16 protein-coding genes are annotated in these 15746 nt (G+C 71.5%); 14 read left to right on the top strand and 2 right to left on the bottom strand.

Annotated elements, in window-relative coordinates; genetic code table 11:
* Positions 1–119 precede the first annotated feature (119 nt).
* The 9 genes from mutM to FOF48_RS10370 all read left to right on the top strand — a co-directional run bounded on the left by mutM (position 120) and on the right by FOF48_RS10370 (position 8833).
* Positions 120–1010, top strand: coding sequence for a bifunctional DNA-formamidopyrimidine glycosylase/DNA-(apurinic or apyrimidinic site) lyase (mutM, locus tag FOF48_RS10410; RefSeq protein WP_143900460.1), 891 nt, complete (start codon positions 120–122; stop codon positions 1008–1010).
* Positions 1011–1089: 79 nt separating this feature from the next.
* Entirely contained in the window at positions 1090–2952 is a 1863-nt protein-coding gene (locus FOF48_RS10405; RefSeq protein ID WP_235685749.1) for a TIGR04551 family protein, read from the top strand.
* A 2-nt stretch (positions 2953–2954) separates the two neighbouring features.
* Complete coding sequence (locus FOF48_RS10400; RefSeq protein ID WP_143900456.1) at positions 2955–3182, top strand: hypothetical protein; 228 nt, start codon at positions 2955–2957, stop codon at positions 3180–3182.
* Entirely contained in the window at positions 3179–4420 is a 1242-nt protein-coding gene (gene lysA, locus FOF48_RS10395) for a diaminopimelate decarboxylase (protein ID WP_143900454.1), read from the top strand. The genes FOF48_RS10400 and lysA overlap by 4 nt, the downstream gene beginning before the upstream one ends.
* A gap of 16 nt (positions 4421–4436) precedes the next feature.
* Complete coding sequence (dapA, locus tag FOF48_RS10390; protein WP_143900452.1) at positions 4437–5324, top strand: 4-hydroxy-tetrahydrodipicolinate synthase; 888 nt, start codon at positions 4437–4439, stop codon at positions 5322–5324.
* Between the two features lie 14 nt (positions 5325–5338).
* On the top strand, positions 5339–6157 hold the full coding sequence (gene dapB / locus FOF48_RS10385; protein WP_143900450.1) for a 4-hydroxy-tetrahydrodipicolinate reductase: 819 nt from the start codon (positions 5339–5341) through the stop codon (positions 6155–6157).
* Positions 6154–6921 (top strand): fumarylacetoacetate hydrolase family protein, encoded by a 768-nt coding sequence (locus FOF48_RS10380; RefSeq protein ID WP_143900448.1) that lies wholly within the window; start codon positions 6154–6156, stop codon positions 6919–6921. The genes dapB and FOF48_RS10380 overlap by 4 nt, the downstream gene beginning before the upstream one ends.
* On the top strand, positions 6918–7457 hold the full coding sequence (folK, locus tag FOF48_RS10375; RefSeq protein ID WP_143900446.1) for a 2-amino-4-hydroxy-6-hydroxymethyldihydropteridine diphosphokinase: 540 nt from the start codon (positions 6918–6920) through the stop codon (positions 7455–7457). Before FOF48_RS10380 ends, folK begins: the two co-directional genes overlap by 4 nt.
* Positions 7454–8833, top strand: coding sequence for a lipopolysaccharide assembly protein LapB (locus FOF48_RS10370; protein ID WP_143900444.1), 1380 nt, complete (start codon positions 7454–7456; stop codon positions 8831–8833). Before folK ends, FOF48_RS10370 begins: the two co-directional genes overlap by 4 nt.
* Before the next feature lie 7 nt (positions 8834–8840).
* On the opposite strand, the gene FOF48_RS10365 is transcribed toward FOF48_RS10370, so the two are convergent.
* Complete coding sequence (locus tag FOF48_RS10365; RefSeq protein ID WP_143900442.1) at positions 8841–9911, bottom strand: SIS domain-containing protein; 1071 nt, start codon at positions 9909–9911, stop codon at positions 8841–8843.
* A 136-nt stretch (positions 9912–10047) separates the two neighbouring features.
* Here FOF48_RS10365 and fsa point away from each other — a divergent pair, with 136 nt between their 5' ends.
* From fsa to FOF48_RS10345, 4 genes are all read left to right on the top strand, one after another.
* The gene (gene fsa, locus FOF48_RS10360; RefSeq protein WP_143900440.1) at positions 10048–10704 is read left to right on the top strand and encodes a fructose-6-phosphate aldolase; all 657 of its coding nucleotides are present in this window, start codon (positions 10048–10050) and stop codon (positions 10702–10704) included.
* 148 nt (positions 10705–10852) lie between these two features.
* Positions 10853–11989, top strand: coding sequence for an acyl-CoA dehydrogenase family protein (locus FOF48_RS10355; RefSeq protein WP_143900438.1), 1137 nt, complete (start codon positions 10853–10855; stop codon positions 11987–11989).
* Positions 11990–12150: 161 nt separating this feature from the next.
* Positions 12151–12948: an electron transfer flavoprotein subunit beta/FixA family protein gene (locus tag FOF48_RS10350; protein ID WP_143900436.1), complete on the top strand. Its 798-nt coding sequence runs from the start codon at positions 12151–12153 to the stop codon at positions 12946–12948.
* Positions 12949–12992: 44 nt separating this feature from the next.
* On the top strand, positions 12993–13958 hold the full coding sequence (locus tag FOF48_RS10345) for an electron transfer flavoprotein subunit alpha/FixB family protein (RefSeq protein WP_143900434.1): 966 nt from the start codon (positions 12993–12995) through the stop codon (positions 13956–13958).
* A gap of 88 nt (positions 13959–14046) precedes the next feature.
* On the opposite strand, the gene FOF48_RS10340 is transcribed toward FOF48_RS10345, so the two are convergent.
* The gene (locus FOF48_RS10340) at positions 14047–14628 is read right to left on the bottom strand and encodes a cytochrome c oxidase assembly factor Coa1 family protein (protein ID WP_143900432.1); all 582 of its coding nucleotides are present in this window, start codon (positions 14626–14628) and stop codon (positions 14047–14049) included.
* A gap of 112 nt (positions 14629–14740) precedes the next feature.
* Between FOF48_RS10340 and FOF48_RS10335 the strand changes: the two genes are divergently transcribed.
* Positions 14741–15718 (top strand): GNAT family N-acetyltransferase, encoded by a 978-nt coding sequence (locus FOF48_RS10335; protein ID WP_186001852.1) that lies wholly within the window; start codon positions 14741–14743, stop codon positions 15716–15718.
* The last annotated feature ends 28 nt before the right edge of the window (positions 15719–15746 follow it).

Here is a 15746-nt window from a genome sequence, read left to right as displayed (position 1 = left end):
CCCCCCACGCCCGGGCAAGCACCTTCCCGGGGCGCCTTGCTCCGTTGGAAGGCGGACCTCCTGCTCGCCTGGACCCGGGACATGCGCGCGCGGCGGGCAGGTGCTATGTGCCCGGGCGGATGCCTGAGCTACCCGAAGTGGAGATCGCCCGGCGCAACCTGGAACGCTGGTTCAAGGGCCGCCGCATCGTGCGGGCGGAGGCGGACGCCACGCGCGTCTTCCGGGGCGCGGAGCTCGCCCGCTTCACCCGGCTCACCGGCCGGGTGGAGGCCCTGGAGCGCAAGGGAAAGTACCTGCTCATCACCCTGGAGGGGGGGCACGGCCTGATGGCCCACCTGGGCATGACGGGCAAGTTCGTCCGCCGCGCGCAGGGCGAGCCCGTCCCCCACAGCCGCGCCCGCTTCTTCCTGGATGACGGGCACGTGGTCCACTTCAGTGATCCGCGCCTCTTCGGCCGGATGGAGCCCGTGCCCGCCGAGGACTTGTGGGCGCTGCCCTCGGTGAAGGCCCTGGGCCGCGACCCCCTGACGGAGGGCCTCACCGGCCCCCAACTCCAGGAGGCGGTGGGGGACTCCAAGCAGGACCTGAAGGTGGCGCTGATGGACCAGGGCCGCGTCGCGGGCCTGGGCAACATCCACGCCGCGGAGGCGCTCTTCCGCGCGGGGCTCCACCCGGCCCGCAAGCCCGGCACCCTCACGCCCGACGACTGGAAGCGCCTGGCCCAGGCCATCCACGCCGCCTTCGACTTCGCCTTCCAGGAGCAGGAGGGCGAGGACATCACCTACCTGGAGGAAGCGGGCTCCGTGAACCGCTTCCGCGTGTACGGGCGGGCGAAGGGGCCGTGCTCGAAGTGTGGAACCCCCGTGGAGTCCTTCACCCAGGGTGGGCGCACCACGCATTTCTGTCCGAAATGCCAGCCGCTCCCGCGTGTTGGCGCCCGGCCCTCGGGGGCGCCCAAGGGCAAGGCCCCCTCCGTTACCCGTGAGAAGCCTCGTTCCCGTAGACGTTGACACCCCTGGGGGGCATGGCTTGAATCGCCCGCCCTTTACACCCGGCCGCGTCATGTCGCGGCCCCGGAGACCGTTGACCATGCCTCATGTCCTGCTGGCGGCGCTGCTCGTCGCCTCGTCCACGGCCACCGCGCAGACGCCGGTGCCCGATGGTGGCACGCCCGCCGCGGCACCCCACGAGTCGGCCTCCGCCGAATCGCCTTCCCCCGCGCCCCCCGCCGTCTCCAACCCTGAAGGGGGCATCAGCCGCGAGGAGCTGGAGCAGCGCCTGGAGGCCACGCGGCAGGAGCTGCGCGAGGACATCCGCGCCCAGACGGCGACCCAGGCCGTGGCCAACAACGACTGGCAGGAGGAGTGGACGGAGGAGAAGCGCAAGCTGGAGCTGTTCACGCTCGACGGCTACCTGCGCGTGCGCCCCACGCTCTTCTACAAGTTCGACCTGGGCAAGCCCGCGCTCCCCGCCGGCACGCCGCTGGGCCGCCAGTTCTGGACGCGCTCGCCGCGCTCCGCCTCCGAGAAGACCCAGGCGGGCGCCAACATGCGCTTCCGCCTGGATCCGTCCTTCAACGTCTCCGAGGACGTGCGCATCAAGGCGCAGGTGGACGCGCTGGACAACATCCTCCTGGGCTCCAACCCGGACAGCGCCTACAGCGGGGACGGGCGCAACAACTTCACGCTCTTCTCGGAGAACCAGACCCCGTCGGACTCCGCCGTCAACGCCTTCAAGGACTCCGTGCACGTGCGGCGCGCGTACGGCGAGGTGACGACGCCCGTGGGCATCCTGCGCTTCGGCCGCATGGGCAGCCACTGGGGCCTGGGCATGCTGCGCAACGACGGCAACTGCCTGGACTGCGACTACGGCGACACGGTGGACCGCATCCAGTTCGTCACGGAGCCCTTCCCCGGCTGGTACATCACGCCGATGCTGGACTTCAACTCGGAGGGGCTCTCCACGGAGAAGGCCGCCTCCCTGGGCGAGCCCATCGACCTGACCCAGTCCGACGACAGCCACAGCCTGGTGCTGGCCATCGCGCGGCGCGACACCGAGCAGCAGCAGCAGGCCAAGCTGGACAACAACCAGGGCGTCCTCAACTACGGCCTGTACTTCACCTACCGCACGCAGCGCTACGCGACCCTGACGGAGACGGGCACCCCGTTCGACGCCGCCAACCCGCCCATCCCGGTCGTCACCACCGCGCCCACGTTCGTGCCGCGCGGCGCCACGCTGTACATCCCGGACCTGTGGTTCAAGTACGCGGAGAAGAAGTTCCGCATCGAGGCGGAGTTCGCCGCGCAGCTGGGCACCATCGGTGGGCGCGCGCTGACGGCCCAGGACCCCACCAGCCAGTCGCTGCGCATCGCGCAGTTCGGCGGCGTGCTCCAGTCGGAGTTCCACGTCATCGAGAACAAGCTGCACCTGGGCGTGGAGGTGGGCTTCGCCTCCGGTGACAAGGCGCCGGGCTTCGGCAACTACCCGGGCCGCCAGGGCTCCGGCACGGACGGCAACACCGCCCCGGGCGACCTGGAGGGCCGCCAGTACAGCTGCGACGCCGGCGGCTGCAGCGACAACGCCATCCGCAACTTCCGCTTCAACCGCGACTACCGCGTGGACCTCATCCTGTGGCGCTCCATCCTGAATGGCGTCACGGATGCGTTCTACGTGAAGCCGGGCCTCAAGTACTCCATCGCGGAGGGCTTCGACGTCTACGGGAGCGTCATCTACTCGCAGGCGTTCTACGCGCAGTCCACGCCGTCCTCCGTCAACAAGGCCCTGGGGCTGGAGGCGGACGTCGGCGCGCGCTACATCACGGAGGACGGCTTCGTGGCGGGCATCGACTACGGCATCCTCTTCCCGCTCGACGGCCTGAAGGACGTGGGGCAGATCGGTCAGCAGCTCAGCACCGCGCACGCCATCCGCGGCATGCTGGCCATCCGGTTCTAGCCATGCGCTCCACCCTCCTGCGGCTGGGGGCCGCCACCGGCCTGACGTTCCTGCTGGTGGCGTGCGGCATCAAGGGCAGCCCCCGCGCCCCCCGTCCCGCGCCCGCGGCCACGCCGGCGCCTCCGGCCACGCCGGAGACGGTGCCCCCGCAGGAGCCGCCGCACGGACCCGTGGAGCCCTCCGGCCCCACGGTGCCGCCGTCCACGACGGAACCCGAGCTGCCGCAGTGAGCGCCTTCGCCTACCGGAAGGGGCTGCTGCACGCGGAGGAGGTGCCCCTGTCCGCCATCGCGGACGCGGTGGGCACGCCCACGTATGTCTACGCCACCGCCGCCCTCGCGGAGCGCTTCCGCGAGGTGACGGAGGCGTTCCAGGGCCACCCGCACCTCGTCTGCTATTCGGTGAAGGCCAACTCCAACCTGGCCATCCTCCGCCTCTTCGCGGGGCTGGGCAGCGGCTTCGACATCGTGTCCGGCGGCGAGCTGGCGCGCGTGAAGCAGGCGGGCGGCGCCCCGGCGAAGACGGTGTTCGCGGGCGTGGGCAAGACGCCGGACGAGATGGCCCAGGCGCTGTCCCAGGGGCTGCTGCTCTTCAACGTGGAGAGCGCGGAGGAGCTGGAGGCGCTGGACGCGGTGGGCCGCCGGTTGGGGAAGCCCGCGCCCTTCGCGCTGCGCGTGAACCCGGACGTGGACGCGCGCACGCACCGCTACATCGCCACCGGCCTGAAGACGTCCAAGTTCGGCGTGCCCTTCGAGGAGGCGGTCGCCCTCTACGCGAAGGCGAAGAAGTGGAAGGGGCTGAAGGCGCTGGGGCTGGACTGCCACATCGGCTCGCAGCTCACGCGCACCGCGCCCGTCAAGGCCGCGCTCACCAAGGTGGCGGACCTCTACGTCACGCTCAAGGCGAAGGGCCACGCGCTGGAGTACCTGGACGTGGGCGGCGGGCTGGGCATCACCTATTCGGACGAGACGCCGCCCAGCGCCGGGGAGTACGCGCGCACCGTGCTGGGCGCGGTGGCGCGCACCGGGGCCACGCTGCTCCTGGAGCCGGGGCGTTCGCTCGTGGGCAACGCGGGCGTGCTGCTCACCCGCGTGCTGTACCGCAAGCCCACCGAGGCGCGCACCTTCGTGGTGGTGGACGCGGGCATGAACGACCTGCTGCGCCCGGCGCTCTACGAAGCCCACCACGCGCTCCAGCCGGTGGTGAAGCGCCGCGGCCGGGACGTGGAGGTGGATGTCGTGGGGCCGGTGTGCGAGTCCACCGACGTGCTCGCGAGGGCTCGCCCCCTGGTGCTGCCCCGCCAGGGCGACCTGTACGCCTTCATGAGCGCCGGGGCTTACGGGATGAGCATGGCTTCCACCTACAACTCGCGGCCCCGGCCGGCGGAGGTGCTGGTGGATGGAGCGGCCTGGCGTGTCGTACGGGAGCGCGAGCGCGTCGAGGACCTCTGGCGCGGCGAGCGGGCCTGAACGTATAAGCGCCGGCATGAAGACCTTCGAAGGCTCCATGACGGCGCTGGCCACCCCGTTCCGCGAAGGGGTGCTGGACGAGGGGGCCTTCCGGGCCCTGGTGCGCTACCAGCTCGAAGGCGGCACGGACGTGCTGCTGCCCATGGGGACCACCGGCGAGGCGGTCACCCTGGACGCCGACGAGCGCGCTCGGGCCATCGCCGTGGTGGTGGACGAGGTGAAGGGCCGCGTGCCGGTGGTGGCGGGCGCGGGCAGCAACAGCACGAAGGAGACCGTCGACTCCGTGCGCCGCGCGCGCGAGGTGGGCGCGGACGGCGCGCTCATCGTCACGCCCTACTACAACAAGCCCACGCAGGCGGGGCTGGTGGAGCACTTCCGCGCCATCGCGAAGGCGAACCCGGGCTTCCCGCTCATCGCCTACAACGTGCCGGGCCGCACGGGCGTGGACCTCCTGCCGGAGACGGCGCTGCGCCTGTGCGACATCCCGGAGGTCGTGGCGCTGAAGGAGGCCACGGGCAACCTCATCCGCGCGGTGGACCTGGTGGAGAAGTGCGGCGACCGGCTGACGCTCCTGTCCGGCGACGACTTCACGGTGCTGCCCTTCATCGCGTGCGGCGGCAAGGGCGTCATCTCCGTGTCCTCCAACGTCGCGCCCCGGATGATGGCGGACCTGGTGGCGGCGGCGCGCAGCCACGACATCGCGAAGGCGCGCGGCCTCCAGGTGCGGATGAACGCGCTGCACCGGCTGCTCTTCGTGGAGTCCAACCCCATCCCGGTGAAGTGGGCGCTGCACCTGATGGGGATGTTCGGCCCGGAGCTGCGGCTGCCGCTGGTGCCCCTGGGTGACGCGAACGCCGCGAAGCTGAAGGACGAACTGGCGGGCCTGGGACTGTTGAAGGCCTGAAGGGACCGCACGCCATGACCCGCACCGTCATCACCGGTATCTCCGGCCGCATGGGCGGCACGCTGCTGCGCCTGGCGCGGGCGGCGAGCGACCTGTCGGTGGTGGGCGCGACGGTGCGCCCGGGCAGCGCGCTGGCGGGGCAGGACGCGGGGCTCGTGGCCCGGCTGGGCGCGCCGCTGGACGTGCTGGCGGTGGACGACCTGGGCCGCGCGCTGGACGGCGCGAAGGCGGACGTCGTCGTGGACTTCACCGGCCCGGAGGCCACGCTCGAACACGCGCGGCGGTGCGCGGAGCGCGGCGTGGCGCTGGTGGTGGGCACCACGGGCTTCACGCAAGAAGGCCTGGCCCGGCTCCAGGCGCACGCGCGCACGGTGCCCATCGTCGCGGCGCCCAACATGTCCGTGGGCGTGAACCTGGTCATCCGCATGGCCGCGGAGCTGGCGCGCGTGCTGGGGCCCTCGTTCGACGTGGAGGTGCTGGAGGCGCACCACCGCATGAAGAAGGACGCGCCCAGCGGCACCGCGCTCAAGCTGGCGGAGGTGCTGATGGACGCGCTGGGCCGCACGCGCGACGACCTCACCTTCGCGCGCGAGGGGCAGACGGGCGCCCGGCCGCCGGGGGAGATTGGCGTGCAGGCGCTGCGCGGCGGGGACGTGGTGGGCGAGCACACCGTCTACTTCTTCGGCGAGGGCGAGCGCATCGAGCTCACCCATCGCGCGACGAATCGTGATCAATTCGCGCAAGGCGCGCTGAGGGCCGCGCGGTGGGTGGCGGGCCGCGCGCCGGGACTCTATGACATGGCCGACGTGCTCGGCCTCCAGGGGAAGACATGACCGCCCGTTACTGCCGCTTCCAGGTCGAGGGCCGCGCCAGCTACGGCCGCGTCGACGGCAACGAGGTGGTGGTGCTCACCGCCGCGCCGTGGGCCGGGGGCAAGGAGACGGGCCTGCGCCGGTCGCTCCAGGGGCTGACCCTGCTCACGCCCTCGGACGCGTCGAAGGTCGTCTGCATCGGCCAGAACTACCGCAAGCACGCGGAGGAGATGGGCAAGCCCATCCCCACCGAGCCGCTCCTCTTCACCAAGCCCTCCACCGCCCTCAACGGCCCCGGGGCGCCCATCCGCATCCCGAAGGCGAGCCAGGAGGTGCACCACGAGGCGGAGCTGGCGCTCGTCATCGGTGAGCGCCTGAAGAACGCCGACGAGGCCACCGCCGCGCGCGCCATCTGGGGCCTCACCGCCTTCAACGACGTCACCGCGCGCGACATCCAGCGCAAGGAGATCCAGCACACCCGCGCCAAGGGCTACGACACCTTCGCCTGCGCGGGCCCCTGGGCCGTCACCGGCCTGTCCCCGGCGGACCTGCGGGTGGTGTGCCGGGTGAACGGGCAGGTGCGTCAGGATGGCCGGACGTCCGACATGGTGTTCAGCCCCGCCCGCCTGGTGTCCTTCATCTCCCACATCATGACGCTGCTGCCGGGCGACCTGGTGAGCACGGGCACGCCTTCGGGCGTGGGCGTGCTGGTGGCGGGGGACACGGTGGAGGTGGAGCTGGAGGGAATCGGAACCCTGGTGAATCCGGTTGAGATGGAGCCTTGAGCGCGACCGTCTATGTAGGTCTGGGTTCCAACGAGGGCGACCGAGAGTCCCACCTCGTGGCCGCCCTCTCCGCGATGTCCTGCATCGACGCGGTGTCGGTGAGTGGCTGCTCGTCCCTGTATGACACCGCCCCGGTGGGCCCCGCGCAGCCGCGCTTCCTCAACGCCGTGGTGGCGCTGGAGTGCGACCTGACGCCGCAGCGCCTGCTGTGCATCCTCCAGCGCATCGAACAGGACCTGGGCCGCCACCGGCTCCAGCGCTGGGGCCCGCGCACCATCGACCTGGACATCCTCCTGTGGGACGAGGAGGACCACTCCGTCGTCGCGGACGCGAACCTCCAGGTGCCCCACCTGGAACTGCACAAGCGCCGCTTCGCGCTGGAGCCCCTGTCGGAGCTGGCCCCCCAGGCCCGGCACCCGGTGCTGGGCGTGACGGTGCAGGAGTTGCTCGCGAAGCTCGCCCCCCAGGACGTCCGCAAGCGCGAGGCCCTGTACTGGCCCGACATGGGCGCCCGTTTCCCCGTCCACGAACTATGAGCCTGTCCCTCGTCCTGGCCACGGCCGCGCTGCTCGCGGCCGAGCCCACCCCCCTGCCTCCCGGCCACCCCACGATTCCGCCCGGCACCCAGGCGTCGCCCACGACGGGCGCGGCCGCGAACGGCGCGCTGCCGGCGGGCCACCCCACGATTCCCGCGGGCACCCAGGCGTCGCCCACGATGGGCGCGGGCGCGAACGGCGCGCTGCCCCAGGGCCACCCGGCGGTGGACGGCAACCGGCTGCCGCCGTCCGCCGAGGAGCTGATGATGCAGCTCGACTCGTCGGAGGGGCTGCGCGAGCGGGAGAAGACCTTCGAGATCGCCCTGTCGCTGGGCAAGCTCTACTACGCGAACGGCCGCAACGCGGAGGCGCTGGCGTACCTGGGCCAGGCGCAGGCCAAGTCGGACGGCGTGCGCGCGCTGTTCCTCGCTTCGAGGAAGAAGCTGGGCAAGACGCCCGTCGCCACCGCGGAGGCCGCGAACTGCGGCTTCACGCCGGGCCAGGCGCTGGACGCGATGGAGGCCGTGGCGCAGGCCCGCGCGAAGGCCGGCGACACCGCGGGCGCCGCCGCCTGCGCGCGCGCCGCCCTGGCCCCCGCGCTGGAGGTGGACGTGGTGCGCGGCAACGCGCTGTACCTCCAGGGCGACAGCGCCAACGCGCTCAAGGCGTACGCGCGCGCGCTGGAGGTGGACCCCCGCCAGGAGGAGGCCCTGTACGGGCACTCCTCGCTGCTCTTCGAGACGCAGGGGGAGAACCTCCAGGCCCTCAAGTCCGCGCGCGAGGGCTTCGACGCGCTGGTGACCGCGAACCCCGAATCCCAGCGCGCGCCCATGGCCCGCGAGCTGAGCCAGCGCATCGAGGAGACGCTGAAGGCGGGCGGCCGCAAGAAGTGGCTCGCGTCGCGCGCCGCGGATCGCCAGGTGCGCCTGTCCCAGTCCCCCGCGCAGGCCGCCGCGCTGCCGCCGGACGCGCCGCGCCCGCTGACGCCGGAGATGGTGGACGCGGTGAAGAACACGGAGCGCACGCCGGAGCTGGAGGCGGGGCTCGCGAAGCTGGTGGACGAGGGCGAGGAGCACCTGGCCCACGGCCGCTACCAGGAGGCCCTGGCCAACTACACCCGCGTGGTGCCCTTCCAGCCGGAGAACGGCCGCGCGAAGGCGGGCATGGCCTGGGCGCTGGTGGGCCTGGGCCGCCCCATGGGCGCGCGCGTGTGGAGCGTGGCGCTCCAGTCGGACGCGGGCGCGGTGGAGACGCTGGGCGACACGCTCCTCGCCAAGGGCGACGCGAAGGGCGCGAAGGCCCTCTGGGAGAAGATGACCCAGGACGCGCCGGACTACCCGAACAAGGCCTCGCTCCAGGCGAAGCTGTCGCGGTAGCGCGCCGCTAGAAGAACTTCGCGGCCAGCAGGTCCTGGACGTCGAGCAGGCCCACGGCTCGGCCCTCGACGTCCACCACGGGGAGCTGGTCCACCCGCAGCTCGCGCATCTGCGCGGCGGCGGTGAGCACCAGCGTCTCCGGGGTGATGCAGCGCGGGCGCTTGCCCATCACCTGCCGCACCGGCACCTCGAAGTCCGTGTGGCCCCGCTCCACCAGCCGGCGCAGGTCGCCGTCCGTGAAGATGCCCTCCAGCTTCCCGTCGCGGTCCACCACGCACGCGGCGCCCGGACGGCCCGGCGTGTTGGTCATCACCACCACCGCCTGGGACAGCCGCGCGGTGTCCAGCACCAGCGGGTTCGCGGGCCCCGTGCGCATCAGCTCGAAGACGCGCAGCACGGAGCGCCCCAGCTTCCCGCCCGGGTGCAGGAGCGCGTAGTCGTCCCGCCCGAAGGGCCGCGAGCGCAACAGCGTCATCGCCAGCGCGTCGCCCATCGCGTGCAGCGCGGCGGTGGACGCGGTGGGCACGAGCCCCATGGGGCACGCCTCCTCGATGCGGCCGATGTCCAGCACCACCTCCGCGCCCTTCGCGAGCGGGCTGTCCGCGTCCCCGGTGAGCGCCACCACCGGCGTGCCCATGCGCTTGAACAGGGGCAGCAGGCGCAGCAGCTCCTCCGTGCTCCCGCTGTTGGACAGCGCGAGGATGACGTCGCCCGGGGCCACGCGGCCCAGGTCCCCGTGCACCGCCTCCGCGGGGTGGAGGAACACGGAGCGCACCCCGGTGGACGCCAGCGTGGAGGACAGCTTCTGGCCGATGTGGCCCGCCTTCCCCATGCCCGTCACCACCACCTGCCCCGCGCACTCCCGCACCAGCCTCAGCGCGTGCAGGAAGGCGTCCCCCAGCCGCTCCGTGGTGCCCAGGATGGCGCGCGCCTCCGCCTCCAGCACGCCCCGCGCGTACGCGAGCGAGGCCTCCGCGTCGGCGTCCCGGGCCTGGGGCCGGGCGGAGGCGGGGGACGCGCGGCCGGGGAGGGCGCGCAGGCGGGGCTTCTTGGCGGTGGAGCGGGGGGCGCGGGCCATGGATGGGCGCTACCTCTACTCCAGCCTCCGCGTGGGCGGCCATCCTTGACGCATGGGGGGGCCTGGGCTACGGCCTGCCCGCCCGGCCGCCCGTGGCCGGGGAAACCTTTTTCACCACCCGAACCAAGGGGACGAGATGAAGTTCTTCATCGACAGCGCGGACGTCGAGGAAATCCGCAAGGCCCATGCGATGGGCTGCGTGGACGGCGTCACCACCAACCCGTCGCTGCTGGCCAAGGTCGGCCGCGGGCTGGAGGAGACCATCCGCGAGATCTGCTCCATCGTGGACGGCCCCATCAGCGCCGAGTGCGTCTCGCTGGACGCCCCGGACCTCATCAAGGAGGGCCAGGGCCTGGCGAAGATCCACGACAACGTCGTGGTCAAGATTCCCATGGGCGTGGAGGGCATGAAGGCCGTCAAGGCGCTCACCGCCGAGGGCATCCGCACCAACGTCACGCTCTGCTTCTCCGCCAACCAGGCCCTGCTGTGCGCCAAGGCCGGCGCCACGTACGTGTCGCCCTTCGTGGGCCGGCTGGATGACATCTCCCAGGACGGCATGGAGCTCATCGCCCACATCCTGGAGATCTACCAGAACTACGACTTCACCACGCAGGTGCTGGTGGCCAGCGTGCGCAACCCCGTGCACGTCCTCCAGTCCGCGCGCCTGGGCGCGGACGTGGCCACGCTGCCCTACAGCGTCATCACCCAGTTGGCCAACCACCCGCTCACCGACAGCGGCATCAAGAAGTTCCTCGCGGACTGGGAGAAGGTCCCCAAGCAGGCGAAGCCGTAGCCCCATGGGTCCGTGACCCCTCCCCCCGGGCCGTTCCGGTGTTCCTGGAACGACGGGGGGAGTCACACGGGGGCTGGCGGTCCGGCGGCGGGAGCGGTATGGCAGGGAAGCGGATTGATATTTGAATCAACCCTCCCGGAGCCGTTCCATGGATTTCCAGCTCAGCGAGTCCCAGCGCGCGTTGCAGGATGCCGCGCGCAAGTACGCCCGTGACGTGGTGCGCCCCAAGGCCCCCCACTACGACGAGACGTCGGAGTTCCCCCGAGACCTCATCTCCGCGGCGTTCGAGCTGGGCCTGCTCAACATGGCCATCCCGTCCGAGTACGGCGGCGTGGGCCTGTCGCACCTGGAGCAGGTCATCGTCTGCGAGGAGCTGGCGTGGGGCTGCGCGGGCGTGGCGACGTCCATCATCGCCAACGACCTGGCCAACCTGCCCATCATCCTGCACGGCACGGATGAGCAGAAGAAGCGCCTGCTCGCCCCCTTTGGTGAGAAGTTCAAGCTGAGCTGCTTCTGTCTGACGGAGCCCAGCGCGGGCTCCGACGTGGCGGCCATGAGCACCACCGCGCGCCGCGAGGGGGACGAGTACGTCCTCAACGGCAGCAAGTGCTTCATCACCAACGGCGGCTACGCGGATCAGTTCACCGTGTTCGCCACGCTGGACAAGGGCAAGAAGCACAAGGGCATCACGTGCTTCGTCGTGGAGGGGCGGCCCCAGGGGCTGACCACCGGCAAGCACGAGAACAAGATGGGCCAGCGCGCGAGCAACACCACCACCGTCACCTTCGACGAGGTGCGTGTCCCGGTGGCCAACCGCATCGGCGAGGAGGGCGAGGGCTTCAAGGTCGCCATGGCCACGCTGGACAACAGCCGCCCGCTCACCGCCAGCATCTCCGTGGGCATCGCCCGCGCGGCGCTGGAGCACTCGCTGGAGTACTCCAGCCAGCGCCACACCATGGGCAAGCCCATCCGCGAGCACCAGGGCATCCAGTTCATGCTGGCGGACATGGCCATGAACACCCACGCCGCGCGCCTGCTCACCTACGAGAGCGCGCACGTGCTGGATGAAGGACAGCGCAACACCCTCCAGTCCAGCTACGCGAAGTGCTTCGCCGCGGACATGGCCATGAAGGTCGCCACCGACGCGGTGCAGGTCTACGGCGGCTACGGGTACATGAAGGAATACCCGGTGGAGAAGCTGATGCGCGACGCCAAGCTCATCCAGGTCTACGAGGGCACGAGCCAGGTGCAGCGTCTGGTCATCGCGAAGGAACTGTTCAGGTAGAAAAGCAAAACTGTGCCCGGCGGGGCTTTCCCGTTGCCGCCGCCGTGCGCGGATGTCTATTACTCCGGCCCTGATGCGCGACGCGTCAAGCACGCGTCGCGCCCGGTGCCGCTCGAAGCCCATCCACTTTTCAAGCACTCCCCACAGAGGAGAAGCCCGCCGTGAAGATTCTCGTCACCGCCAAGCGCGTGGAAGATCCCGAGTCGAAGATCAAGGTGAAGCCGGACGGCTCGGACATCGTGAAGGAGGGGTTGAAGTACAAGATCAACCCCTTCGATGAAATCGGCGTGGAGGAAGGCCTGCGCCTCGCGGCGAAGCACACCGGCGAGGTGGTGGTGGTCTCCATCGGCGGCAAGGAGGTGCAGGAGCAGCTGCGCCACGCGCTGGCCATGGGCGCCAACCGCGCCATCTGGGTGAACCACACGGGCCCGTTGGATCAGCTGGGCATCGCGGGCCTGCTCCAGAAGGTCGCGGAGAAGGAGAAGCCGGACATCGTCCTCTTGGGCAAGCAGTCCATCGACGACGACCAGAACCAGGTGGGGCAGTACCTGGCGGAGTTCCTGGGCTGGGGCCAGGCCACGTTCGCCTCCAAGGTGGAGTCGCTGGAGAGCGAGCAGGAGAAGGGCAAGGTCCCGGCGGTGGTGCTGTCCGCGGACAAGAAGAGCGTGCAGGTGGTGCGTGAAGTGGACAACGGGCTCGCCACCCTGGAGGTCCAGCTGCCCGCGGTCGTCACCACGGACCTGCGCCTGAACCAGCCGCGCTACGCCAGCCTCCCGGGCATCATGAAGGCGAAGAGCAAGCCCATCGAGGAGCTGACCCCGGCGGGCCTGGGCGTGGACGTGGCCCCGAAGATCCAGGTGCTGAAGCTGGCGTCGCCTCCGGCGCGCAAGGCGGGCATCAAGGTCCCGGACGTGGCCACCCTGGTGGAGAAGCTGCACAACGAGGCGAAGGTCGTCTGACCGCGCTCCCAACCATCTCTCACAAAGATTCCGGAGACAGACCCATGTCCATCGTCCTCATCGTCGCCGAGCAGCAGCCGGACGGAAACCTGCGCAAGGCCTCCCTCAACGCCATCGCCGCGGGCAAGCAGCTGGCGGACAAGGCCGGCGCGGAGCTGCACCTCGTCCTCCTGTCCAAGGACCCGTCGAAGCTCGCCGGGGAGCTGGCGGGCACCGGCGCCAAGGTCATCCACACCGCCGCCGCGCCGGAGTTCGAGCACTACCTGGCGGAGGTCCAGGCCCCCGTCGTCGCGGGGCTCGCGCAGGAGCTGAACGCCTCCTTCGTGGGCGCGGCCTCCACGGCGCAGGGCAAGGACCTGCTGCCGCGCGTCGCCGCCCGGCTGAAGGCCGCCATGGCCACCGACATCACCGCCATCAACGGCGCTGGCGCGGACATCACCTTCACGCGCCCCATGTGGGCCGGCAACGTGTTCGCCGAGGTGAAGCTGACCACGCCGGTGCAGGTCGTCAGCATCCGCGCCACGGAGTTCACCCCGGCCGCCGCCGGTGGCGCCGCCGCGGAGGTGAAGTCCTTCCAGCCGAAGCTGGAGGCCTCCAAGACGAAGTTCGTCAGCTTCAACGAGGTGAAGAGCGCGCGTCCGGAGCTGACCGAGGCCCGCGTGGTGGTGTCCGGCGGTCGCGGCACCAAGGGTGACTTCAAGGAGGTCGAGGCGCTGGCGGACCTGCTGGGCGCCGCGGTGGGCGCGTCCCGCGCGGTGTGCGACGCGGGTTGGGTGCCCAACGACTACCAGGTCGGCCAGACGGGCAAGGTCGTCGCGCCGCAGCTGTACATCGCCGCGGGCATCAGCGGCGCCATCCAGCACCTGGCGGGCATGAAGTCCTCGAAGACCATCGTCGCCATCAACAAGGATCCGGAGGCGCCCATCTTCCAGGTGGCCGACTACGGCCTCGTGGACGACCTCTTCAAGGTCCTGCCCGCGCTGCGCGAGGGCATCCAGAAGCTGAAGTAGGCCGCTGCCTCCGGGCAGGGTCGTGACACACGCGGGGCGCGTCGCCGGGAGTCCATCCCCGGGGCGCGCCCTTCGTCATGTCCGGCGCCTACAGGTCGATGTCGTTGTCGTGCCCGGGCTTCTTGCGCGCGGGCGGCGGCGCGGCTTCGGGGGCCTGGGGCTCGCCCTCGTCCGGCGCCTGGTCGTCGGGCTCCAGCTCGTGGGGTGTCTCCGGCACGGCGGGCGGCGCCTCGCCCGTGTCGAGCAGGTCGATGCGGCTGCCATCCTGGAGCTGGACGTAGAGGGTGCGGAAGGTCCAGTCCCCGCCGTCCTTGTCGGCCACGGCGTGCAGGGTGCCGTCCGCCTTGGGGCCATCCAGGGGGACGGTGAACTCCGCGTGGGTGTGCCCGTTGGAGGTGCTCACCCGGGTGTCACTGGGGAAGCCCGACTTGAAGGTGCCGCCCAGCGCCTGCTGCACGTGCGGATCCTCCTGGGCCTGGGCGACGGCGTCCGTGTACGCGCCCATGTCCTTGAAGGACGTGTAGCCCCAGCCCACGGCGATGGCGGCGAAGCAGAAGCACGAGCCCAGGAGCGCGAGGCACCCCACGGGCACCGCCCACTTCCAGTTGCGGTTCCACCATCCCTGGCGGGGTGCGGGGGCGTACTCACCCTCGGGCATCGTCGGCGGCATGGGCCCTCCTGGCCTTGGCGTCGGGCCGTGTCATAGCCGGTTCCGGACGAAGCGGGAGCGGGGATGCACCGCGGGACTGTCGCGGGGGCGCCTTCATGACAGAGTGTCTGTCATGCCCTCTGGTGGCGTCTCGACGGCCGAGCTCGCGGACCTGCTTGCGGCGCTGCCCTTCGGCCACCGGCTGTGGGTGCGCGGCATGGGGCGGTGTCTCTATCCCCTCCTGCGCAGCGGGGACGCGGTGCGGCTGCTGCGCTGCGGGCCGGAGCGGCTGGCGCGCGGGGACGTGGCGTTGATGCGGCACGGGCCCCGGCTGGCCGCGCAGGTGGTGCTGTCCACGCACCCCTGGGTGACGGAGGCGCTCCTGGGGGGCAGCGACGTGGCGGGAGGAGAGCTGGTGGGGCGCATCATCGCGCTGAAGCGAGGGCGCTGGGTGGTGCGGCTGCCCCGGCCCACCCGGCCGGCCCTGTTCCTGACCCAGCGGGCCCTGTCCGGCGTGTGGACGAAGCCCGAGTCCCGCGCGGTGTTCCGCCACCTGCGAGACCTGTTCTCCGGCTGGACGAAGCCGCTGCGCCGCCACTTCGTGGGCCCCATGGAGATCCGCCTGGTGCGCCCGGATGACCTGGACGCGCTGCTCGCCTTCGCCACGGAGCGGCTGGTGGTGTCCGGCACCTTCCTGCGCCGCCAGCTGCGAGACCGGTGGGGCCTGCCCCCGGAGCGGCGGGTGGGGGCGGCGGCGGGGGCCTTCGACGCCCAGGGGCGCCTGTACGGCTTCGCCTGGGCGGACGACTACCACCAGGAGGGGCTGGTCCTGGACGGCTTCTGGGTGCGCTCGCTGGTGGTGGCCCCCCGGGTGCGCCGCATGGGGGTGGCCAGTGGGCTGGTGCGCTGCCTGGTGGACGAGATGAAGCGGCAGGGGGCGGACCGCCTCCACGCCGACATCGACGAGGACAACACGGCCTCCCTCCGGACCTTCTCGGGCCTCGACTTTCGTCCCGCGCCGGACACGCTCACCACCGCGACCAACCGGCAGTGGGACGCGGCGGGCGGGAGCAAGCGGCTGGTCGTGCTGGTGCGCGCGCTCCAGGGGTGAGGCCCCGCGGGGGTTGCGCTCCTCGGCC

Origin of the sequence: Corallococcus sp. Z5C101001 (genome assembly GCF_007352635.1) — a bacterium.
GTDB lineage: Bacteria > Myxococcota > Myxococcia > Myxococcales > Myxococcaceae > Corallococcus > Corallococcus silvisoli.
The sequence above is the reverse complement of the archived record's forward strand: the minus strand, read 5'-3'. Positions and strand labels throughout refer to the sequence as shown.